The 24,351-nt window shown below is 39.0% G+C and carries 13 protein-coding genes and 1 pseudogene; 12 read left to right on the top strand and 2 right to left on the bottom strand.

What is annotated here, in order from left to right; all coding sequences use genetic code 11:
- The first annotated feature begins 7 nt into the window (after positions 1 to 7).
- The 12 genes and pseudogenes from ODU39_RS01980 (at position 8) to ODU39_RS01925 (ending at position 20,952) form a co-directional block, all read left to right on the top strand.
- Entirely contained in the window at positions 8 to 250 is a 243-nt protein-coding gene (locus tag ODU39_RS01980) for a hypothetical protein (protein WP_001072182.1), read from the top strand.
- A gap of 18 nt (positions 251 to 268) precedes the next feature.
- Positions 269 to 1,123, top strand: a complete 855-nt coding sequence (locus ODU39_RS01975) for a conjugal transfer protein TrbL (protein ID WP_253222005.1) — start codon at positions 269 to 271, stop codon at positions 1,121 to 1,123.
- Between the two features lie 61 nt (positions 1,124 to 1,184).
- A complete protein-coding gene (locus tag ODU39_RS01970) occupies positions 1,185 to 1,538 on the top strand; it encodes a PrgI family mobile element protein (protein WP_001097574.1) in 354 nt (117 codons plus the stop codon).
- Positions 1,495 to 3,846, top strand: a complete 2,352-nt coding sequence (locus tag ODU39_RS01965; RefSeq protein ID WP_398579736.1) for a VirB4-like conjugal transfer ATPase, CD1110 family — start codon at positions 1,495 to 1,497, stop codon at positions 3,844 to 3,846. Before ODU39_RS01970 ends, ODU39_RS01965 begins: the two co-directional genes overlap by 44 nt.
- 1 nt (position 3,847) lies before the next feature.
- Positions 3,848 to 6,649 carry a phage tail tip lysozyme gene (locus ODU39_RS01960; protein WP_398579735.1) on the top strand — a complete coding sequence of 934 codons (2,802 nt, stop codon included), beginning with the start codon at positions 3,848 to 3,850 and terminating at the stop codon, positions 6,647 to 6,649.
- A gap of 341 nt (positions 6,650 to 6,990) precedes the next feature.
- Positions 6,991 to 7,626, top strand: a complete 636-nt coding sequence (locus ODU39_RS01955) for a hypothetical protein (RefSeq protein ID WP_044684044.1) — start codon at positions 6,991 to 6,993, stop codon at positions 7,624 to 7,626.
- Between the two features lie 158 nt (positions 7,627 to 7,784).
- Positions 7,785 to 12,680, top strand: a pseudogene (locus tag ODU39_RS01950) (SspB-related isopeptide-forming adhesin).
- Positions 12,681 to 12,872: a thrombospondin type 3 repeat-containing protein gene (locus tag ODU39_RS01945; protein ID WP_105203073.1), complete on the top strand. Its 192-nt coding sequence runs from the start codon at positions 12,681 to 12,683 to the stop codon at positions 12,870 to 12,872.
- The gene (locus ODU39_RS01940; protein WP_205027502.1) at positions 12,856 to 13,407 is read left to right on the top strand and encodes a hypothetical protein; all 552 of its coding nucleotides are present in this window, start codon (positions 12,856 to 12,858) and stop codon (positions 13,405 to 13,407) included. The genes ODU39_RS01945 and ODU39_RS01940 overlap by 17 nt, the downstream gene beginning before the upstream one ends.
- A gap of 49 nt (positions 13,408 to 13,456) precedes the next feature.
- Complete coding sequence (locus ODU39_RS01935; RefSeq protein ID WP_398579734.1) at positions 13,457 to 20,281, top strand: SNF2-related protein; 6,825 nt, start codon at positions 13,457 to 13,459, stop codon at positions 20,279 to 20,281.
- A gap of 70 nt (positions 20,282 to 20,351) precedes the next feature.
- Positions 20,352 to 20,651, top strand: a complete 300-nt coding sequence (locus tag ODU39_RS01930) for a DUF5962 family protein (RefSeq protein ID WP_398579733.1) — start codon at positions 20,352 to 20,354, stop codon at positions 20,649 to 20,651.
- Positions 20,652 to 20,664: 13 nt separating this feature from the next.
- Positions 20,665 to 20,952: a DUF5966 family protein gene (locus ODU39_RS01925; protein ID WP_398579732.1), complete on the top strand. Its 288-nt coding sequence runs from the start codon at positions 20,665 to 20,667 to the stop codon at positions 20,950 to 20,952.
- A gap of 135 nt (positions 20,953 to 21,087) precedes the next feature.
- On the opposite strand, the gene ODU39_RS01920 is transcribed toward ODU39_RS01925, so the two are convergent.
- Together ODU39_RS01920 and ODU39_RS01915 are read right to left on the bottom strand one after the other, a co-directional pair.
- Entirely contained in the window at positions 21,088 to 22,329 is a 1,242-nt protein-coding gene (locus tag ODU39_RS01920) for a hypothetical protein (protein ID WP_398579731.1), read from the bottom strand.
- The gene (locus tag ODU39_RS01915) at positions 22,326 to 23,915 is read right to left on the bottom strand and encodes an AAA family ATPase (RefSeq protein WP_398579730.1); all 1,590 of its coding nucleotides are present in this window, start codon (positions 23,913 to 23,915) and stop codon (positions 22,326 to 22,328) included. Before ODU39_RS01915 ends, ODU39_RS01920 begins: the two co-directional genes overlap by 4 nt.
- Positions 23,916 to 24,351: the final 436 nt, after the last annotated feature.

Here is a 24,351-nt window from a genome sequence, read left to right as displayed (position 1 = left end):
GAAAAATATGAATCAAAAACTAACAGGCTTTGTTTACGGAGTGGACGCCAGCTCCATGTTCTCTCAAGCCATGTCTCTATTACAAAAAGGCTTAATTGCAGTAGGAGCCTTTCTTGTTGTCATGGGCATTATCAACCTTTCAACCAACATTAAAGATGGTGGGCCAGGTGTCCGAAATGCCATTCTAGAAATTGTTGGTGGGGTCATGGTGGGAGCCGCTGGTGCTTTTGTGACTCAGATTACCATTTAGGGGAGGACTGCACATGACATGATAATGAATTTTACGTCACCTTTTGTATTTCTAGCCTCAGAAAAAGTATCTAGCGATAGCCTTTTTGAAGGTTTTCAAGTGGATTTAGAATCAACTGCCAACTTGGTTAAGTCACTAGCGGACTTTAATCCGACGGTGTGGTCTTACATGACAGCCATTACCAAGGGGATTATGCAGCCCTTGGGAGTAGCTATTCTTGCGGTTGTTCTCGTACTCGAATTTTCAAAAATGGCCAAGAAAATCGCAAACTCAGGTGGTGCAATGACCTTTGAAGCCATGGCACCTATGATTGTCAGCTACATCATGGTCGCGGTCGTGATTACCAATACGACGGTTATTGTGGAAGCCATTATTGCCATTGCCTCTTATGTTATTGAACAAGTGGCAGGGCTTGTCACAAATGGTGGTGCTAATTACGATACCATCACAGGCATCAAGGGATCTGGGATTGTAGGAAAAATGATTATTGGCTTTTTTGCGATTCTCATTTGGTTGGTACGAATGGCCAGCATCATGGTTGTCAATATCTTGATTACCATTCGCTTTATCCAACTCTATCTGATGATTCCTTTTGCCCCTATTACCATTCCGACCTTCCTTAGTGATGACTGGAGAAGTGTTGGGATTGGTTACCTTAAAAACATCATGGTCTATGCAGTTCAAGGTATTTTGATTTTTCTAATTGTATCGCTTGTTCCCTTGTTTGAATCGGCTGGTAAGATTGCCGTATCAAATGGAGCTGGAGTCATGGAATCACTCGCCATTATGTTTGGTGGCTTGGTACAGGCCATATTGTTAATCATTGCCTTAGTTGGCAGTCAACGAACCGCCCGAAGTATTTTGGGGATGTAGGAGGAAGGGAGTCACTATCTCGCCTCCTCTTTTTATAGCTTACTTAGATTGGAGAACATTTATGAACACACGTGTCTTTAAGGACATCTCAAAGGTTCAACACAGGGCATGGTTAGGATTTACAACTAGACAGGTTATTTTTGTATTTCCAGCCGTCGCCATAACCATTTTGGTATTGGGCTTGAACCTATTTTACTGGCAATTTGGAGATTGGTTTGTCTATGGTTTTGTTTTTAGCATTACCATTCCACTCATGTTATTTGGGGTCTATCGACCCAATGACTTACCATTTGAAACCTATCTCAAGTACCGTTTTCATTATGAACTAACGGTGCCAGACCGCACATTTACTGGAAGAAAAGGAGACCAACGTGAAAAAATTAAAACACTCAATGAAACTAAAGACCTCTTCTAATGACAAAAAGCAAAAGACGAAAACACAGAAGCAAGAGATCAGACCTTCTACCGTAAATACGTTAGCCTATCAAGGACTTTTTCCGAATGGCCTTATGCAGATCAGTCCAAGCTATTTCTCACAAACCTATCTTTTAGGTGATGTCAATTATCAAACAGTTGGCTTAGATGATAAAGGAGCTATTGTTGAGAAATATTCCGATTTAATCAATTCACTGGATGATAAGACCAATTTCCAACTGACTATATTCAATCAAAAAGTTAATTTGGAAAAATTCCGTAAGAGTATTCTCTATCCCTTGCAGGAAGATGGGTTTGATGCTTATCGTGATGAATTGAATCGCATGATGGATGCCAACTTAGAGGCGGGTGAGAACAATTTTTCAGCCGTCAAGTTTCTTTCATTTGGCAAGAGCGACCAAACACCAAAACTAGCTTTTCGTTCTCTGTCTCAAATTGGAGAATATTTCAAGAGTGGCTTTTCAGAGATTGATGTATCTCTTGGTTTGCTCGGTGGAGAGGAGCGAGTGAATGTCCTTGCGGATATGTTACGAGGCGAAAATCATTTACCGTTTTCTTACAAGGATTTGACTCTCTCAGGTCAATCCACCAAACACTTTATTGCCCCAACCTACCTTTCCTTTAAACACAAGAATCATATTGAATTGGACGAACGATTATTACAGATTGTTTATGTTCGTGACTATGGCATGGAGTTAGGGGATAAATTTATTCGAGACCTCATGCAGTCAGATTTGGAAGTGATGATTAGCCTACATGCCAAAGGCTCTACCAAGTCTGAAACCATGACCAAGCTACGAACCAAGAAGACCTTGATGGAATCACAAAAGATTGGTGAACAACAAAAAATGGCTCGGACTGGAATCTATTTGGAGAAGGTCGGCCATGTTCTTGAGAACAACATCGATGAAGCTGAAGCTCTTCTTCAAACCATGACCCAAACAGGAGATAAACTGTTTGACACCGTATTTCTAATTGGAGTGCTTGCGGATACTGAAGACCAACTAAAACAATATCTTGATATTATCAAGCAAGTTGCAGGGTCTAATGATATGATTATTGATAATTTGACCTATATGCAAGAAGCTGCTTTTAATAGTCTCTTGCCATTTGGGAAGAACTATCTCGAAGGTGTTTCTCGGTCTCTATTGACTTCAAATATTGCCGTGAATGCACCTTGGACTTCCGTAGATATTCAGGACAAGGGTGGGAAATTTTATGGCATCAATCAAATCTCAAGTAATATCATCAGTATTGACCGAGGCAAGTTAAATACTCCGTCAGGTTTGATTTTAGGGACTTCTGGAGCGGGGAAAGGGATGGCGACAAAACATGAAATCATCTCTACAAAGCTCAAGGAAGCAGATAGTGATACTGAAATTATTATTGTTGACCCAGAAAATGAGTACAGTATTATCGGTCAAGCCTTTGGTGGGGAGAGTATTGATATTGCCCCAGACTCTACCACCTTCTTAAATGTTTTAGATCTATCTGATGAGAATATGGATGAGGACCCAGTTAAGGTCAAATCCGAATTTCTCTTGTCTTGGATTGGAAAGCTCTTGGACCGCAAAATGGATGGTCGTGAAAAATCCTTGATAGATCGTGTGACACGCTTGACATATAAGCATTTTGACACACCGTCCTTGGTCGAATGGGTCTTTGTCTTAGCTCGACAACCTGAACAGGAAGCTAAGGACTTGGCACTGGATATGGAACTCTATGTGGAAGGGTCGCTGGACATATTTTCACATCGTACCAATATTAAAACAGACAGTCATTTCCTGATTTACAATGTCAAAAAGTTAGGCGATGAATTAAAACAGATTGCCCTCATGGTTATCTTTGACCAAATTTGGAATCGGGTGGTCAAAAACCAAAAGCTAGGGAAGAAGACCTGGATTTACTTTGATGAAATGCAGCTACTCTTATTGGACAAGTATGCCTCTGATTTTTTCTTTAAACTCTGGAGTCGTGTCCGTAAGTATGGGGCGATACCGACAGGTATTACTCAGAATGTAGAAACGCTTCTATTGGATGCCAATGGCAGACGCATTATTGCCAATAGCGAGTTCATGATTCTTTTAAAACAGGCTAAGAGCGATCGCGAAGAATTGGTGCATATGCTTGGACTTTCTAAAGAGCTGGAGAAGTACTTAGTCAATCCTGAAAAAGGGGCAGGCTTAATTAAGGCCGGTTCCACCGTTGTCCCATTCAAGAATAAGATTCCACAACACACCAAGCTCTTTGACATCATGAGTACGGACCCTGAAAAAATGAGGACATGAGATGAAAGAGGATAAAAAGCTAGTCAAACAGGCTAGGCAAAACTTTCGAAGTAACTTAAAATCAGCCCGTATGCATTATCGGAAAGAAGTTAGAACCTTAAAACAGACTGTTCCTAAAAAAGGAAGATTTCTAAAATCAGCCAAAAATTCTCTGTTTCAGGGAAAGAAAACAGAGTTAAAAGGAAATCTACTCAGTAGCCAAAAGGAAGCAGAAGAGAAGTTTCTAAAGGAAATTACCTATGTTTCTCCTAGACTGTTGAAGGCAAAGGAAATCAAGAACTATCGACTTCCTCAAGCTCAAGAACGTTTGCGGACGGCAAGAAAACATCTGTCAGAAGTGAAACTAAGTGAGAAACAACAGGTAGTTAATCCCAAGTTTACTTTCCAAAAAGAAAATCCTTCCCTGAAGTCTCGCTTTCAGTTTCACCAAGAAAAATCATTTGATAGACTCAGTGCAGAAAAAGACGTAAGTTCTGCCAAGCGTGAGGTTAAACAACTCAAGAAAGTCCGAAAGTCTAAGAAAAACTCTACCAAAGTCAAAGTTGGATTAGGCTTAGCTGCATCTGAATCCCTTGACCTGATAGCACAGGAGGATGATTTAGATGGTCTAAGAACCATGAAGGATACTAGTTTGAAAGCCAGACGCTATGGAAGGTTTACCTTTCAAGCAGGTAAGGTGGTAGTAAAAAGTGGACAGACTGGTGTGCGGTTTACCAAAACAAAATTTTCTCATGGAAAGGAACGATTCCAGAACTTCAAAAAGGGAAAAGGATTCACACGCCAGCAACCTCTTAAACCAAGAAGACGCTACCAAACCTTTTTAAAGCTTGCCAGAAAACAAAGTGTCGCAGGTTTCAAAGGAATCGTCCAAGCCATTAAGGGAAGTCTGACCTTCTTTTCTGCAATTGCGGGAAATCCTTTGACTTGGATTGTCTCAGGCATTTTCTTGATACTCCTTTTGATGATGAGCTTTTTCATGAGTGTCTCAGGTAGCAGTGCCATTCAACAAGATGAGATGGAATTGACCAAGGCCTATACCCGCATGACGTGGGAAGATGCGGAACATACGAGAACCAACGAAAAAGGGATTGCCTACTACACCAAAATTGATGAGGTCATGGTTTACATGAATCATCAATACCAAGACTACAAGCTTGACGATTTCATGGAAAAAGGTGGTGCGACCTACAAAGTATTTCTCAGTCAAGTGTGGATGGACTTAAATGGTGGTGATTCTATTAAATCTATGTCTGACTTGTATAAAGAACCTGCTTACAAGCTGTCTGAGGAGGACCAGGAAGAGCTAAAGGAATTGACCGAAGAAGGCAACTATTTAGCCCTTCAAGAATTGGACAATCCCTTTCAGGGACAGACTGATGAAGATAGCTTAAACATGACCTACCGATATGGTTATGAGGTCATTGATGAAAAACCAACGCTTCATCACCATATCATCTTAGAAGCAAAAGAAGGTCAAGTCATTGTGGCTCCGATGGATGGCAAGGTATCTCTTGATGAGGAGAACGTTGTTTTGACATCTGGTAAGGGAGTCAATAAGACTAAACTAACCTTGTTTGGCATTCATTCAGGCCGAGTGAATGAACATCAAAAAGTCTTGGCAGGAGATATTATTGGTCAAACCAAGGATGGAACGGGTCTAAAACTCACCTATCAAAAGGTTGATGATGACACGGATAAGTTGGTCTATGTCAATCCAGCTTTCTACTTTCCAAAAGTAATCCAGGTTCAGACCACCATTCTTCCAACTATCGGTCAATTTGGTGGCGACGAGTTCGAGAGAGCAAAGGCTATTTATGACTATCTCAAAAGCAAAGGTGCGACCAATCAAGCTATTGCAGCCATTTTAGGAAATTGGTCGGTAGAATCCTCTATTAATCCCAAGCGTGCGGAAGGCGACTATCTATCTCCCCCTATTGGTGCGACAGACAGCTCGTGGGATGATGAGGGCTGGCTCTCACTTAATGGTCCAACGATATACAATGGACGCTACCCCAATATTCTCAAACGTGGTTTAGGCTTAGGACAATGGACAGATACCGCGGATGGGTCACGCAGACATACCTTATTGCTCGAATATGCCAAAGGAAAACATCAAAAGTGGTATGACTTGGGGTTACAACTGGATTTCATGTTGCATGGGGATAGTCCTTATTACACCAACTGGTTAAAGGACTTCTTCAAAAATTCAGGTAATCCAGCCAGTCTTGCCCAACTCTTTCTCATTTACTGGGAAGGAAATAGTGGTGATAAGCTACTTGAACGTCAGACACGGGCCAGTGAGTGGTATTACCAAATTGAAAAAGGCTTTAGTCAACCCAACGGTGGGACTGCACAAAGCGATCCAAAAGCACTTGAAGCTGTACGAGGAGATCTTTTTGAAAACTCTATTCCAGGAGGTGGTGACGGTATGGGTTATGCTTACGGTCAATGTACGTGGGGAGTCGCAGCCCGTATCAACCAACTGGGTCTAAAACTCAAAGGTAAGAATGGTGAGAAGATTCCAATTATCAGTACCATGGGCAATGGCCAAGATTGGGTACGAACAGCCGCAAGCCTCGGTGGTGAAACAGGCACGACTCCGAAAGCAGGAGCTATACTCTCATTTGCGGGTGGTGGACATGGTACACCAGCAGAATACGGACATGTGGCTTTCGTTGAAAAAGTCTACCCAGATGGCTCATTCCTTATCTCCGAAACCAACTATAATGGCAATCCCAACTACACCTTCCGTAAATTATCTGGAGTGGATAGTAGTTTGAGTTTTGCTTATACGACGAAATAAAAATATTAGAATACTTGTCTTCTTGTCCCAAATATTGTATGATATTTAGGACAAAGTGGTCATTTCATCTAAACTTTAAGCGTGAACATAGGTGTTGACAAATAAGGAATTATCCTGTATAATAAGGATAAATAAAGATTATAAATTACTTGTGGGCTAGTGGATATGGTCTGCACCCGCCTGTGGGCTCCGCACTCAGTTCAAACTGTTTGTTGAGAAAAAGAATAGCAGGACTGCCTACCCTTGAGGAATAGATAGGGCATATCTAGCGTGAGGTGAAACTCAATACGTGGAAGAGAAGGAAGCACCTGCTTCCTTCTCTTTTTTAGGAGAAAATTAGAATGACATATACTTTGGAATGGCTCGAGACCTTTGATGGAGAGATTGATATTCTCAATGTCGATATGTCTTGTTTGGCCAATACTATTGAGAAATATGTTTCTCAGTACAAATACGTTTATCAGACAAATATGGAGGACTATCCTAAAATTGTTCTCTCCGTCCCAAATTCCTCTATTCCCCATCTATTAGGATTATCAAGAGATCATCATGTCAATTTACCAACTAATAATGCAGGGAGTATTTTTGAAGGATTAAAGGATGATTGGACATTGCAGCGTCTAAATAAGGCTGATAATGGATGGTTTAACGAAAATAAATTCAAAATCGTTGGTACATTACTACTTTATCAAATGTTACATGTGATGGAATGTAAATTTTATACAACGGATGGTATTTTGAATAGAAAAGTTGGTAAACGATTTAGAAGAGATAATATTTATTTTGTGGTCTTCAAATTAAGTAATGGTATTAGTTACACCGTTGAATTATCACATGAACAAGGAAATCAATACTTTCCAAGAAGTCTTAAAATCAACGACACCTTAATTACAAATTGTAGAGAAATAGAGCTGAAACTTGTTGACAAGAAACGCTTTAAGACTGCTAAAGTTAGAAAGGTTAATTGGCCGTCTTAATGTAAAAATTGATTTGGTGATAATCAGGTCATCCACTTTTATGGGTGGCTTTTTTCTTTTCCCTGAACTTATTGTGATAACAAAATCAAGCCTTCTTTTTTATGATGAGGAAAGAGTGACAGTTTGTTGCTACAGAAAAAAGAAAAGAAGGACACATTATGACCAAAACATGTAATCATCACTTTCTTGTCAATCAGGAAAAAGGCGAGAAACACGTCTTTCGTAAGAGTAAAAAATACCGTACTCTATGTTCGGTTGCCCTTGGAACCATGTTGACCGCTGTTGTTGCTTGGGGTGGGACGGTTGCACATGCAGACGAAGTCACATCATCAGTTGACACCACCATTCAACGAACGGAAAATCCAGCCACGAATTTACCAGAAGCACAACCAAACCCTGTATCTGAACAAACTGAAAGTTTAGGGTCAACTGGACAATCTAATGGTGCAATCGCTGTCACCGTACCACATGATACGGTAACACAAGCAGTTGAAGTGGCCAAGGCTGAAGGTGTTTCTACGGTTGAAGATAGCCCAATGGATTTAGGAAATACAACTTCTGCGTCAGAGACCAACCAACAAATTTCAAAATCAGAAGCAGATGCCCAAACACAGGTTGAGGCTATCAATGAAGTCACTGAAACCTACAAAGCTGACAAAGCAGCTTATGAGGATGAAAAAGTCCGAATTGAACAAGAAAATAAGAAGCTGACACAGGCTTACCAAGGTGTCAACCAAACTGGTAAAGAGACAAATGCTTGGGTTGATACCAAAGTCAATGACTTAAAATCCCAGTATGCAGATGCTGATGTGACAGTAAAAGAACAAGTAGTTTCATCAGGAAACGGGACATCTGTCCTTGACTATACAAACTATGGCAAGGCTGTTGAAACCATTCAATCAACTAACGAATAAGCTGTAGCGGATTATCTATTAAAGAAAATCAAGGCAGATGATATTGTTGCAAAAAACCAAGCCATTCAAAAAGAAAATGAAGCTGGACTTGCTAAGGCAAAAGCAGATAACGAAGCCATTGAAAGGCGTAATCAGGCAGGTCAAGCTGCTGTAGATGCTGAAAATCGTGCAGGTCAAGCTGCGGTGGATCAGGCTAATCAGGAGAAACAACAATTAGTTTCAGAGCGAGCAGCTGAGATTGAAGCCATTACAAAACGCAATCAAGAAAAAGAAGTCGCAACTAGAAAAGAAAATGAAGCGATTGAAGCCTACAATGCCAAAGAAATGGAACGCTATCAACGTGACTTGGCCGAGATTTCAAAAGGTGAAGAAGGTTATATTTCTGAAGCCCTTGCTCAAGCCCTCAATCTCAATAATGGTGAACCCCAAGTACAACATGGGGCTATTACCCGAAATCCTGATCAGATCATTTCAACTGGCGATGCTATGCTTGGGGGCTACTCAAGAATCTTAGATTCCACGGGCTTCTTTGTCTATGATAGCTTCAAAACAGGTGAGACCCTTAGTTTTAACTATCAAAATCTTCAACATGCACGATTTGATGGGAAAAAGATTAGTCGTGTGACTTACGATATTACCAACCTTGTATCACCAGCTGGAACCGATGCCGTGAAATTGGTTGTACCAAATGATCCTACCGAAGGCTTTATTGCCTATCGAAATGACGGAAATGGTGACTGGCGAACAGACAAGATGGAGTTTCGTGTAGTTGCTAAGTATTTCTTAGAAGACGGTTCACAAGTAACCTTCTCCAAAGAAAAACCAGGTGTCTTTACACACTCGTCCCTCAATCATAATGACATTGGTCTAGAATATGTTAAAGATTCATCTGGGAAATTTGTGCCGATTAATGGCTCAACCGTTCAAGTGACTAATGAAGGTCTAGCACGTTCTTTGGGTTCCAACCGTGCAAGTGATTTGAACTTACCTGAGGAATGGGATACCACATCAAGTCGTTATGCTTATAAAGGAGCTATTGTCTCAACGGTCACATCGGGCAATACCTACACAGTCACCTTTGGACAAGGCGATATGCCACAGAATGTTGGATTATCTTACTGGTTTGCCTTGAATACCCTACCAGTGGCACGTACAGTAACACCTTATAGTCCCAAACCTCATGTAACGATGGAACTTGAACCCGTTCCAGAACCGATTACGGTAACACCTGATGTTTATACACCAAAAACCTTTACACCAGAAAAGCCTGTAACCTTCACGCCAAAGCCTTTGGAAGAAGTGGTGCAGCCTAGTCTAACTTTGACCAAGGTAACCTTACCTGTTAAACCTATTCCAAAAGAACTTCCAACACCACCACAAGTACCGACTATCCATTATCATGCGTACCGTTTGACGACAACTCCAGAGATTATGAAAGAAGTGATCAATAGTGACCAAGCTAATCTTCATGATAAAACTGTCGCAAAAGATTCAACGGTGATTTATCCCTTAACAGTTGATGCCTTATCATCCAATCGTTCTAAAACGACTAGTCTCATTTTTGAAGACTATTTGCCTGCAGGTTATTTATTTGATAAGGAAACAACACAAAAAGAGAATGGAAACTATGTCCTTAGCTTTGATGAGTCTAAGAATTTTGTGACCCTGACTGCCAAGGAAACTTTGCTTCAAGAGGTCAATCAAGACCTCACTAAGTCTTATCAACTGACTGCTCCCAAACTTTATGGAACTGTTCAAAATGATGGGGCAACCTATTCCAATAGTTATAAACTCCTTTTGAACAAGGGCACAACCAATGATTATACAGTCACTTCAAATATTGTGACGGTACGTACACCAGGTGATGGGGAGACAACTACACTTATTACACCTGATAAGAACAATGAAAATACGAATGGTGTTCTCATTAACGATACAGTCGTAGCTCTTGGTACAACCAACCACTACCGATTGACTTGGGATTTGGACCAGTATAAGGGAGATCGTTCTGCTAAAGAGACAATTGCACGAGGCTTCTTCTTTGTGGACGATTACCCAGAGGAAGTGCTTGATGTGGTGGAAAATGGCACGGCTATAACAACGCTTGATGGTCAGAAAGTATCAGGAATAACGGTTAAAACCTATGCTTCGTTAAATGAAGCCCCTAAAGACCTTCAAGATAAATTAGCTCGTGCTAAGATTAAACCGACAGGTGCTTTTCAAGTCTTTATGCCAGATGACAACCAAGCCTTTTATGACCAATATGTCAAAACAGGTACATCTTTAGCTTTACTGACCAAAATGACGGTTAAAGATAGTCTCTATGGTCAGACAAAGACCTATACAAACAAGGCCTACCAAGTGGATTTCGGCAATGGCTATGAAACCAAGGAAGTGTCCAACACCCTTGTTACTCCAGAACCTAAGAAACAAAACCTCAATAAAGACAAAGTGGACATCAATGGGAAGCCTATGCTAGTGGGAACTCAAAATCACTATACTCTCTCATGGGATTTGGACCAATACCGAGGGATTAAAGCAGACAACTCTCAGATTGCACAAGGTTTTTACTTTGTGGATGATTATCCAGAAGAAGCTTTATTGCCGGATGAAGCAGCTATTCAGTTTGTCACATCTGATGGCAAAACAGTTTCAGGAATCACGGTGAAGGCTTATTCTCAATTATCAGAAGCTCCTAACACCTTACAAGCAGCCCTTTCTAAACAAAAAATTCAGCCTAAAGGAGCTTTCCAAGTTTTCATGCCAGAAGACCCACAAGCCTTTTATGAATCGTATGTGACTAAGGGGGAGAATATTACCATCGTCACTCCGATGACGGTTTTGGAAACCATGCTTAATTCAGGGAAGTCTTATGAAAACGTGGCCTATCAGGTGGATTTTGGACAAGCATATGAAACTAATACGGTGACCAATTTTGTCCCTAAAGTAACTCCACACAAGTCTAATACCAATCAAGAAGGCATTTCAATTGATGGAAAGACTGTCCTTCCGAATACAGTCAATTATTACAAAATTGTCTTGGATTACAGTCAATACAAGGAAATGGTCGTGACGGATGATGTTCTTGCCAAGGGATTTTACATGGTAGACGATTACCCAGAAGAAGCCCTTACCCTAAATTCTGATGGCATTCAAGTTTTGGATAAGGATGGCAATCGTGTATCTGGTTTCTCTGTCAGTACCTACGCAAGTTTGTCAGAAGCTCCGAAAGTCGTTCAAGATGCCATGGCTAAACGTCAGTTTACACCTAAAGGGGCCATTCAAGTTCTTAGTAGTGATGATCCAAAAAACTTTTATGAGACCTATGTGAAGACTGGTCAAACCTTGGTTGTTACGCTTCCGATGATGGTTAAAAATGAGCTGACCAAAACAGGTGGTCAGTATGAAAATACAGCCTATCAGATTGATTTTGGCTTGGCTTATGTCACGGAAACTGTGGTCAATAATGTTCCAAAATTAGACCCACAAAAAGATGTGGTGATTGATTTATCTCATAAAGATGAGAGCCTTGATAGGAAAGAAATGGCCTTGCATCAAATCTTTAACTATCGCTTAGTTGGAGCGATGATTCCAAGTAATCGTGCGACAGAATTATTTGAATATGGTTTTGAAGATAACTATGATGAAAAGCATGATGAGTACAATGGTGTTTATCGTAGCTATCTCATGACGGATGTCACCCTCAAAGACGGTTCGGTCTTAAAAGAAGGAACGGAAGTCACGAAATATACTTTGCAACAGGTAGATACAGAAAATGGCCTCGTGTCAATTTCATTTGATAAATCCTTCTTAGAGACTATCTCTGATGATTCAGCCTTTCAGGCAGATGTTTACCTTCAGATGAAACGGATTGCGACTGGTCAGGTAGAGAATACCTATCTCCATACAGTGAATGGCTATGTCATTAGCTCAAATACAGTTGTAACACATACACCTCAACCTGAAGAACCAAGTCCAAATCAACCCACACCACCTCAACCACCAATTGAGACTATTGAACCGCCTGTTCCTGCAAGCATTTTGCCAAATACAGGGGAACAGGAATCCCTTTTGGGCTTGATTGGAGCTGGTATTCTACTTGGTACGGCTTATGGACTGAAGAAAAAGGAGGAAAAATAGATGAATCCGAAAACCATTTATGAAAAGGATTCAGACCAAGATGGTCTGACTGACGCTCAGGAACTGGCTTTAGGAACTAATCCATATGCTATTGACACAGATGGTGATGGTTTAGCTGATTTAGAAGAGCTACAATCTGGACATTCACCACTAGTCCCACAAAAGGAGTTGTGCGATGACTTGGAACTTTGACACCATGAAAGAGGCTTTGTCTGAAATGGAGAAGGTCGATTACCAAGAGTTTATCAAAGCCTTTCTCTCTTTGGAATTAAGTATTTCTGATAGAACAATCCTCAATCAGGTTTATCAAGATTATATGGATGAGGATGACTTATCCTTGATTAGTGATGAGCTACGAGTTAAAGTTGATAGTTATCAGGATGAAGTACAAGCAGATATGACTGACATTCTGGAAAAGCTGTACCGAACAGGTGAAGGCTCTAGTTTTATTATGGATTTAATGTCCTCAAATAGTCTCTCAGACACCTTGGAACAGTATGAGGTTTTGGATAGTGACGATTATTCACCACTTAGCCTTGAAACCTTACAGGCCATAATTCAACAGGAATTGGCTATTTCCAGTCAGGATTATTTTGGAGATTTGGTTCACCTTGCCTTGCAAAAAGATTTACTAGACCATAAAAGTCGTTTCTTACAACACTATGTGGCAACTGTAATGGAAGGAATGCCACAAGAAAAAGACCAACGAGCCTTGGTCCTAGATTAACACAAAGGGCTGAGAAACACTCTCAGCCTTTTTGAAATGGGAGGGAAAAATGAATCAAGAAGTCTTACTACAAATGATGAGAGCCACCATTCCTCGTGATAGGGCCCTGCTTGAGGCATTTTTATATTACCAAGCAGAGCATTTTGATGAGGAGTGGGATAGTCTTATTCGTCAGTTTATGACCAATAGGCAGGGAATCAAAAGATCTGTTCAGGTACTTCACTTTGAGACAGATGTTTCAGCTTTTGTCCAGGCTAGTCCTTATGATACTGCTCATGATCTATTGACCTATACACAAGTATTCGGACAAACTGGTCTCCAAAAACTCGACAAACTATCGCCGTCTGAAAAAGACTTGGTGATTGAAGTGGCCATGTTCAATCTTGCCACACGTTTTCAACTATTGGATTCCAATGGTCACTACCAAACCATTTCGACGGCTTCTCTGCTAGAAAAAGGGAAGGGAGCTAATCTGGTCAATGTGTACCGTGTGGCCAATAATTTAGCAGATCGCATCAGTCGGGATATTGAACAGTTTCTCTTGACCTACCAACCTGAACTTGAAGCAAGAGTTGATGAAATAGTTCAAGAACAAGAAGAAACTGGTGATGAGCACAAAACAAGTGTTCATCAGGCAATATCTTTTCGAGAAGAGGGCTCTCTGGTTATTGCTAGTTTGGATGTAGATTTGTCTCAACTAGATGTTCAAACAGGAAAAACCAGTCATCTGCCAGCTTATGAAGAGTTATCTTTACGACGTAAATTTGAGATACTAACATATTTTGACCAAATTCGAAATGAACGTTCCAAAGTCCCAAGTTTTAGACGAGGTGATTTTGATACTGAGATGGAAATGACACCAGTCTTTGAAGGAGAAGAGTTACTTACCTATCTAGAGGCTGATGGCAGTCCCTATGAGCTGAAACGAACGTTGACTACAGTCGAAGAAAAGGAGTTAGAAAAAATTGGACAAGCCATTAGGATAGAAAATCAAGAAAAATTGACTCAAGTGGGGATTGAGCTATCTCAGTTTGACCCAGACCAAGTTGGTATTTTATTGGATGCGGTAGGTCGTTTTCGTTTGAAAAATGCGGATCTTGCTTTACTAGGTGGCTATCCCAATGCCTCTGTAACTCAACTCGCCCTTGCGACCGAACTACTCCAAATGGGATTGAGTCATGAAAAAATTGAATTTTTCTTTGGTAGCCAGCTTTCCATTGAAGAGCTGCGACAAATTGCTTACGCCTTTTTACACCAAGAACTTAGCAGAGAAGACGCGGAGCAATTTGAAAAAGATAAAGGCAATCAGCCAGATTTAACCCTCAGAGATTGGAAGAACAAGCTAGAGAAAGCTGAGGGAAAAGAAATAGTTGATGAAGAATTTGCGGAAAATCCACTGGTTCAGAGAGTATTGGACACTTATCCTCTGAGGTCATTGGTTTCCTATAAGGGACAGGACTTTGAGGTCGTGTCGGTCAGCGATGCTCGATTGAACGGTTTGATTCGGATTGAGTTAGTCAATGATTTTTCGGATATCATTGAACAAAATCCAGTTCTTTATATGAGGACCTGGGAAGAAGTCAGTCAGGCACTTCATCAGCTAAAGGCAGAAAAACAAACAGAGTTAGAAGAAGCGGACCAAGAATTAAACCTATTCTCATATCTGGAAGAGGAGCCAGTTCAGAGTATTGGACTATTGGAACCAGATGGTTCAGAAAAAGGTCATAACGATACTGAACTTGAAGAATCAGATAATCAAATTCCTGAAGAGGAAGTCGTCGAAACAATTCCAGAGATTCCAGTAACGGACTTTTATTTTCCAGAAGATATGACGGACTTTTATCCAAAGACTGCTAGAGATAAGGTTGAGACAAACATTGCGGCCATTCGTTTGGTAAAAAATCTAGAAGTAGAGCACCGCAATGCTTCATTAAGTGAACAAGAACTCCTTGCCAAGTATGTGGGCTGGGGTGGACTTGCCAATGATTTCTTTGATGACTATAATCCAAAATTTTCTATGGAACGAGAAGAACTGAAAAGCCTAGTCACTGATAAAGAGTATTCGGATATGAAACAGTCCTCCCTGACAGCCTATTACACAGACCCTGCCCTGATTCATCAGATGTGGGATAAGTTGGAAAGAGACGGCTTTACAGGTGGCAAAATCCTAGATCCTTCCATGGGAACAGGGAATTTCTTTGCGGCTATGCCTAAACACTTAAGAGAAAAGAGTGAGCTATATGGCGTAGAGCTAGATACCATTACAGGAGCCATTGCCAAGCACCTTCACCCGAATAGCCATATTGAAATTAAGGGCTTTGAGACGGTGGCTTTTAACGACAATAGTTTTGATTTGGTGATTTCAAATGTGCCGTTTGCCAATATACGAATTGCGGATAACAGGTACGATAAGCCTTATATGATTCATGACTACTTTGTCAAAAAGTCACTTGATTTGGTCCATGATGGTGGACAAGTAGCGATTATCTCTTCCACAGGAACCATGGATAAGCGAACAGAAAACATCTTACAAGATATTCGTGAGACAACTGAATTTCTTGGAGGGGTTCGATTGCCTGACTCTACCTTTAAGGCCATTGCAGGAACGAATGTTACAACGGATATGTTATTCTTCCAGAAACACTTGAACAAGGGATATGTGACAGATGACTTAGCCTTTTCAGGTTCCATTCGTTATGAAAAGGATAGTCGCATTTGGCTCAATCCTTACTTTGATGGAGAATACAATAGCCAAGTGCTAGGAACCTACGAGGTCAGAAATTTTAACGGCGGAACACTTTCTGTTAAGGGGACTAGTGACAACCTCATCGCAAGTGTTGAAACTGCTCTACATCAAGTAAAAGCCCCAAGAGAGATTGATAGAAATGAAATCATCATTAATCCAGACATATTGACCAAACAAGTCATGGATACTTCCATTCCAGCTGAAATGAGGGAGAATCTGGGTCAGTACAGTTTTGGTTACCAGGGTTCTACAGTTTACTATCGAGATAACAAAGGCATTCGAGTGGGGACCAAGACGGAAGAAATCAGTTATTATGTCGATGAAGAGGGCAACTTCAAAGCATGGGACACCAAGCATTCTCAAAAACAGATTGATAGATTTATTAGCTTAGAGGTGACTGATAGCACTGCTCTAGATGTTTATGTGACCGATGATGCAGCCAAACGTGGTCAGTTTAAGGGTTATTATAAAAAGACAGTTTTCTATGAAACTCCCTTGTCTGAGAAAGAAGTGGCACGGATTAAGGGAATGGTCGATATTCGCAATGCCTACCAAGAAGTTATTGCCATTCAACGCTATTATGACTATGATAAGGAGACCTTTAACCACTTGTTAGGCAAACTCAATCGTACCTATGATAGCTTTGTCAAACGCTACGGGTATTTAAACAGTACAGTGAACCGCAATCTTTTTGATAGTGATGATAAGTATTCGCTTCTGGCTAGTTTGGAAGATGAACGTCTGGATCCAAGTGGAAAGTCTGTTATCTATACTAAATCCCTTGCCTTTGAAAAGGCTCTAGTGCGTCCTGAAAAAGAGGTTAAAAAGGTACATACTGCCCTTGATGCCTTAAATTCCAGTTTGGCTGACGGACGTGGTGTTGATTTCGCTTATATGATGTCTATCTATCAGGTTGAATCGAAGATGACCTTGATTGAGGAGTTAGGTGACCTCATTATGCCTGATCCTGAGAAGTATTTGAATGGGGAACTGTCCTATGTTTCTCGCCAAGACTTTCTGTCAGGTGATGTCGTCACTAAGTTAGAAGTGGTGGACCTATTCGTGAAACAAGACAATCAGGACTTTAACTGGCCGCATTATGCAGGACTTCTAGAAACAGTCAAACCAGCACGCATTACTTTAGCAGACATTGATTATCGAATCGGTTCACGCTGGATTCCTTTATCTGTTTACGGAAAATTTGCCCAAGAAACCTTTATGGGGAAAGCCTATGAACTGTCAGACCAAGAAGTAACAACAGTCCTTGAAGTCAGTCCCATTGACGGAGTTATCACTTACCAATCTAAGTTTGCCTATACCTATTCCAACGCAACGGATAGGAGTTTAGGTGTACCAGGTTCTCGTTATGATAGTGGTCGTAAAATATTTGAAAATCTCCTGAATTCCAATCAACCAACCATCACAAAACAAATTGTCGAAGGGGATAAGAAAAAGAATGTGACGGATGTGGAGAAAACAACAGTCCTGCGTGCCAAGGAAACACACCTACAAGAACTCTTTCAAGATTTTGTAGCAAAATATCCAGACGTCCAACAGATGATTGAAGACACCTATAACAGTCTCTATAATCGTACAGTATCAAAGACCTATGATGGTAGCCATTTAACCATTGATGGACTTGCCCAGAATATCTCCTTACGTCCCCACCAAAAGAATGCCATTCAACGGATTGTGGAAGAAAAACGAGCTCTACTCGCCCATGAGGTAGGGTCTGGAAAAACCTTGACCATGCTTGGAGCTGGTTTCAAGTTGAAAGAACTAGGAATGGTACATAAACCACTTTATGTGGTGCCGTCTAGTTTAACTGCTCAGTTTGGTCAAGAAATCATGAAATTTTTCCCAACTAAAAAAGTTTATGTGACCACCAAGAAGGACTTTGTCAAAGCCAAACGTAAGCAGTTCGTATCACGTATTATCACAGGCGACTATGATGCCATTGTCATTGGAGATTCCCAGTTTGAAAAAATACCGATGAGTCGAGAGAAGCAGGTTACCTATATCAATGACAAGCTGGAGCAACTCAGAGAAATCAAACTAGGAAGTGATTCTGATTATACGGTCAAAGAAGCAGAGCGTTCAATCAAGGGACTAGAGCACCAGTTGGAAGAACTCCAAAAACTAGAGCGAGATACCTTTATTGAATTTGAAAACCTTGGAATTGATTTTCTTTTTGTGGATGAAGCTCATCACTTCAAGAATATCCGTCCAATCACTGGACTTGGGAATGTCGCGGGAATTACCAACACCACTTCAAAAAAGAACGTGGATATGGAAATGAAGGTGAGACAAGTTCAGACAGAACATGGCGATAGAAATGTCGTTTTTGCGACAGGAACACCAGTCTCAAACTCCATTAGTGAACTTTTCACTATGATGAATTACATTCAACCAGACGTCTTAGAACGATACCAGGTATCAAATTTTGATTCGTGGGTTGGGGCTTTTGGGAATATTGAAAATTCTATGGAGTTAGCCCCGACTGGTGATAAATACCAACCTAAGAAACGGTTTAAGAAGTTTGTCAACCTTCCTGAACTCATGCGGATTTACAAGGAAACAGCAGACATTCAGACTTCAGACATGCTTGATTTACCTGTACCTGAAGCCAAGATTATTGCGGTGGAAAGCGAGTTAACGCAAGCTCAGAAATACTATTTAGAAGAACTGGTAGAGCGTTCAGACGCTATCAAGTCAGGTAGTGTTGATCCAAGTAGAGATAATATGTTAAAGATAACCGGGGAAGCTAGAAAACTAGCCATTGATATGCGGTTGATTGACCCTGCTTATACCTTATCAGACAATCAGAAAATCCTTCAAGTCGTTGATAATGTCGAGCGGATTTACCGTGAAGGAGCTGAAGACAAAGCCACTCAGATGATTTTCTCTGATATTGGAACTCCTAAAAGTAAGGAAGAAGGGTTTGATGTCTACAATGAATTGAAAGCTTTGCTTGTCGATCGAGGGATACCAAAAGAAGAAATTGCCTTTGTCCATGATGCCAATACCGATGAGAAGAAAAATTCTCTCTCACGCAAGGTCAATAGTGGGGAAGTACGGATTCTCATGGCTTCTACGGAAAAAGGTGGAACGGGTCTAAACGTGCAATCACGCATGAAAGCTGTCCACCACTTAGATGTTCCTTGGCGTCCCTCAGACATTGTCCAGCGAAATGGAAGGCTCATCCGACAAGGAAACATGCACCAGGAAGTAGATATTTATCACTATATCACCAAAGGGAGCTTCGACAATTATCTCTGGCAGACTCAGGAGAATAAGCTCAAATATATCACTCAGATTATGACCTCAAAAGACCCTGTACGGTCGGCAGAAGACATTGATGAACAAACCATGACCGCTTCTGACTTCAAAGCTCTAGCGACAGGTAACCCCTATCTCAAACTGAAAATGGAATTGGAAAATGAACTGACGGTGTTAGAAAATCAAAAACGAGCTTTTAATCGCTCAAAAGATGAATACCACCACACAATTTCCTATTGCGAGAAGCACCTCCCTATTATGGAAAAACGGTTGAGTCAATATGATAAAGATATTGCCCAATCTTTGGCAACAAAGTCGCAAGATTTTGTCATGCAATTTGATAATCAGAAAATGGATAATCGTGCAGAAGCAGGGGACTATCTGCGAAAACTCATTACCTATAACCGCTCAGAGACCAAGGAAGTCAGAACACTTGCAAGCTTTAGAGGATTTGACTTAAAAATGACTACACGAGGTCTTAGTGAGCCCTTACAAGAGACCGTCTCTTTAACGATTGTAGGTGATAACCAATATACAGTCGCTCTTGATTTGAAATCAGACGTGGGAACCATTCAACGGATTAGTAATGCCATTGACCATATTATAGATGATCAAGAAAAGACTGAAGAAATGGTTAAAGATTTACGAGATAAGTTAAAAGTAGCTAAAGTTGAAGTTGAGAAAGTCTTTCCAAAGGAAGAGGAGTACCAGCTTGTAAAGGCCAAGTATGAAGTTTTGGCTCCCTTGGTCGAAAAAGAAGCTGAGATAGAGGAGATAGATGCAGCTTTGGCCAAGTTTAGTGAAGATTCAACACCCCAAATGAAGCAACAAATAGCACTTGAGATATAAGAAAAAAGGCTGACAAATATTTTTGAACGCGGTAAAATGAAGTCAAGAAATCACAAAAGGAGAATAGATCATGGTCCAAACACTAGAAGAAATGCGTTGTCAACTTGAAGAATGGTTGGCACAAGGCTTTACAAGCCCAGAGGATAGAGCCAACTACCAAGCTTTAAAGGAACAGTATGAAGATGAAACTCTTGATTATAGCTTTTCAAAGTGTGAAATCACTGGACAGCTGGAACTCATCATCACGAGTCGTGAGAATGATTTTCCAAGCTTAGATGAGGTTACGAAAGCGGAATACCTTGACTTGGTTGCCCAACTTGATGAACTTGACCAGGAACAGGCTGACTACTATCGCAAGCAATTAGCCTAGAAAGAGGAGTAAGATGTTGGAACAAATTCTACAAAACATTTTGATTATCGCAGCAATAGGACTAATATTGCTTGTCCTATATCGGATTGTGAAAGTTTCAGGTGCTTTGTTTCTTATCGGACTCATCAGTGGATTAGTCTTTATTGAAATCTATGGAATCTACCTCTTTTTTACAGAAAGATACCTCTATACAGAAGATTTAGCCACCAATGGTATTTGGAGTTTTACTGCTTTCTATGTTGGTTTTAATGTACTAGTTATATTTGGATTTGTAACAAAAACTGTTAGAAGAAGAGATTAACTAAAGAGGGATACCTGATTTCGAGGCATCCCCTTTTTAATACCTTTTGTTGTCCTATTAGTTTTCCTTTTGTCCACTTTCTTTGCTAGCAATTAATCATTTGAGATATCTACTTTTAAATTATTCATCACATTTTTAACTGAGTTTCCATCCTTTGATTCTTTCATAAGCATCTTTTTTTAATTTACCAAGTGATTTATTAATAAGTTCATTCTCTTGCGCGAATACTACTTCTCCATATATTAGAGTATCTATTTTTCTATTGATTTCTTCCTCTGTTCCAGTTAATAATTTTATTAGTGAATCTCTATATTCTTGCCCATATTCTATTTCTCTATTTACCATCTCTTGAACTTCTAAATCGTGAATTTTGTAAGCTTTATCCAGTTTCAAAACATTAATTAAATCATTCTCTAAGTCAGGATGAGTATTAATATGGACTAGTTTGTTATCTTTAATATGTTTTAATTCAATTTGATAATTCTCATTGGACTTTATGATATCAAATTTTACACAATTATTTTCACATTTCAAGAAAGGATTAATTTTTAAATCGTAGGTCCCCTTAAGACGATTGCATGTTCCACAACTAGGTATGAAATTATATAGAGATACTGCAAATATTGGAAAATCATTTTTGTTATAAAAATGATCCATCTCAGCTGAAAATGAGTCACCTCTACTATTGATGTAATTTCTATTACAGTATGGGCATACTATTAAACCATAGCTATCTGAAATTATAAAATTTCGAATCATATAGTTATTAATTTTTTCTAGTTTATTATTAATTTCAATTTCCTGTGATAAGTTGTATATTTTTTTAATATTCCTAAAGTTGGGTGGTTGATAATTAGGACAATTTTGTATATAAGAATTCATATGCTCAGGTTTGATTATTATTAATTCTCTAAAGTAATCAACAAAGTCATTAGTGTCTACTTTTTTGTAGCTCTCAACGAAATTTATAATTTTTTGACTCTTTCTCATAATTAGTGAATTTAAATTTTTCACAAAATCGTCATACCACGATTCAGTTCTGTAGTCTTTGAAATTATTTGTAGTTATTTTATTAATAAGAATTTTGTTGCTTGTTCCTAGTTTCGCTTTTACAAACGTTCCTAAATCAGTTTTATGTGTTTTCGCATAGAGAGTTATTTCATTAAAATGGTTTTCATGAAAATAGTATTCTTTAATTAGACATTTTATAACGGTCGCACTACTGTAGCCAAAGGTTTTTCTGATATTTGGTTTATAGAATTCAATTCTTTTCAACAATGATTTACTAATAATGGCATCTAAATATTTGCAAATCATCAATTTAACATAGGCATCAATAAATTCCTTTGGATATTTGGGTATTTCTAAGGCCATCATTTGGAATTGTCCTCCTCAAGTTGTTTAAGTTGTTCTTGAAGCTTAGCAATTTTGTCTTTTATCTCCTCAATTTCATCTTTGTTTTCTAAAAAAGCTCGGTTAAATAATTCTTGTAGTTGATTAGCAATAATGGGCTCACCGACAGATTCAATAATTTTTTGAGCCGTTTTCTTTTGCAAATTATCACTAAGTTCCTTAAATAAGCTTTCAGGTCGAATACCCTTTGAATCAGAATTGATTTTAAAATTTAGGTATTCGAAAGTATCTTCAATGCTCTTATATGCATATTCTCCCATTAGCCTATTTAGAAAAAAAGAGTTTTTGTAAAGAGTATAGATATTCTGGCCGAATGTCTTATTGAACTTATTATTTTCATATTCTGTATTCTCTTTAGATAGGTAGATAATATTTTCTTTATAGATATCTGATAGAAAGATTGGTGAATGAGTTGTAATTATTATTTGTAAATGTTTGTTATCAAATATTTTTTCAATGATAGGTAAAGCAGTGCTGACCCACTTTCGTTGCCATTCGGGATGCATCCCTAGATCGACTTCGTCCAAAAGTATTAGAAAATTCTCTTGGTCAATCCCTCGAGGAGTTTTTCTTTGTAATGCCAATTTTGCTGAATATAGACTTGCAAAAGATCTTAATAATCCTAATTCTCCCGAACTTAATCCAACCCATCTAAATTGTAGAGATTCTTCTAGTTCTGGTATAGAAATCTCTGAAATGGTGCTTATAATTTCGGATAAAATTTTAAAATCTGTATTGATTTCATGCAACTTGTATAATAACTCCTCGATATCTTTGAGTCGTTCGATCTCACTACTAGGTATTCCATTATCTTTTAACTTGGTCCATACCCTATCTGGGATTAATTTATGTTTAACAAAGTAACCATGTTCAGTTAATTCAAAATAGGATGTATAACTTATCGCTTTAGCAACTCTAAAACAAGGCGCTTTGATTTTTTGCCAAACCTGATCCCATTTTTTTAGTGATTGCGTGTAAGACGTTGACTGATCAAAAAGACCATTTTCTAGTTCTTTATAAGATACTTTTATCTGTTCAATCTGCTTTTTTAATTCATCAATCTCATTTGTTGAGAAATTGAAGTTGTATTGAAGCTTTTGCTCCAACTCTTTTAACATTGTACTGATTTCTTCGTGATATTTATTATCCCTTCCTACCTTTGATTTAACTACATAATTAAAATAGAGATTTATAATATATAAGGTATGCCATATTTCTATCCATTGTTTAATATTTGAATCATTAAGCTGGATATCGGATACATCATTTCGTAAACCACCAATGCTATAATCATATGGCAGGAAGCGGTCAGAATCAATTCCAATTGATTGGTATTGATTTTGAATGTTTTTATTATTCCTAAAATTTAAATGAAGATTCAATAGTTCTTCATACTTTATTTGTGAGCGATTCTTTTCGCTATACTCTATATCAATGATGTAATTTATCAATATTGAAAAATATTCCACTACTTTATGATTAATAAAGTCTCTGTCAATTTTATTTGTTAATTTTTCAATCTTATCTAGATATAGTAGCTGGTTACTCATATTGGGTAATTTGTTACCCTCGAAAGTCACATTCACTCCTTTTTGAGTATAATCTACAAATTCAATAATTTTATGTTTAAATTTTTCAACAAATTTAATTTGGTTTATTGTTTCTTTCAGTATTATAATTTTATCATTTTTATCAAATCCAATAATATTTTTATAGTTTGAAGCGTCAATTGCACCTGAGCGAATGTAGATATCGCCACTTGGAAATTCTTTTGCATTTGAAAATTTAATAATATAGGGATGTGTAGAACAGTGTGGGATTGAAATTGATTCTTGTGCTAAATCAGGATATGTCCAAAATTTGTCATTTTGTTTGAAAATAAGGTAAATTTGGCTTTTTCCTTTTCCTCCCCTAAGTATTTGGTTAATAATAGTTGTTTTCCCTGACCCATTTTCACCAACTATGACAGATAAATTTTTTATATCT

Source organism: Streptococcus sp. 2021WUSS126 (assembly GCF_044427255.1).
In the GTDB taxonomy this organism is placed as follows: Bacteria; Bacillota; Bacilli; order Lactobacillales; family Streptococcaceae; genus Streptococcus; species Streptococcus hashimotonensis.
Note: the sequence above shows the minus strand (reverse complement) of the source record. Positions and strands in the feature narration are given on the sequence as shown.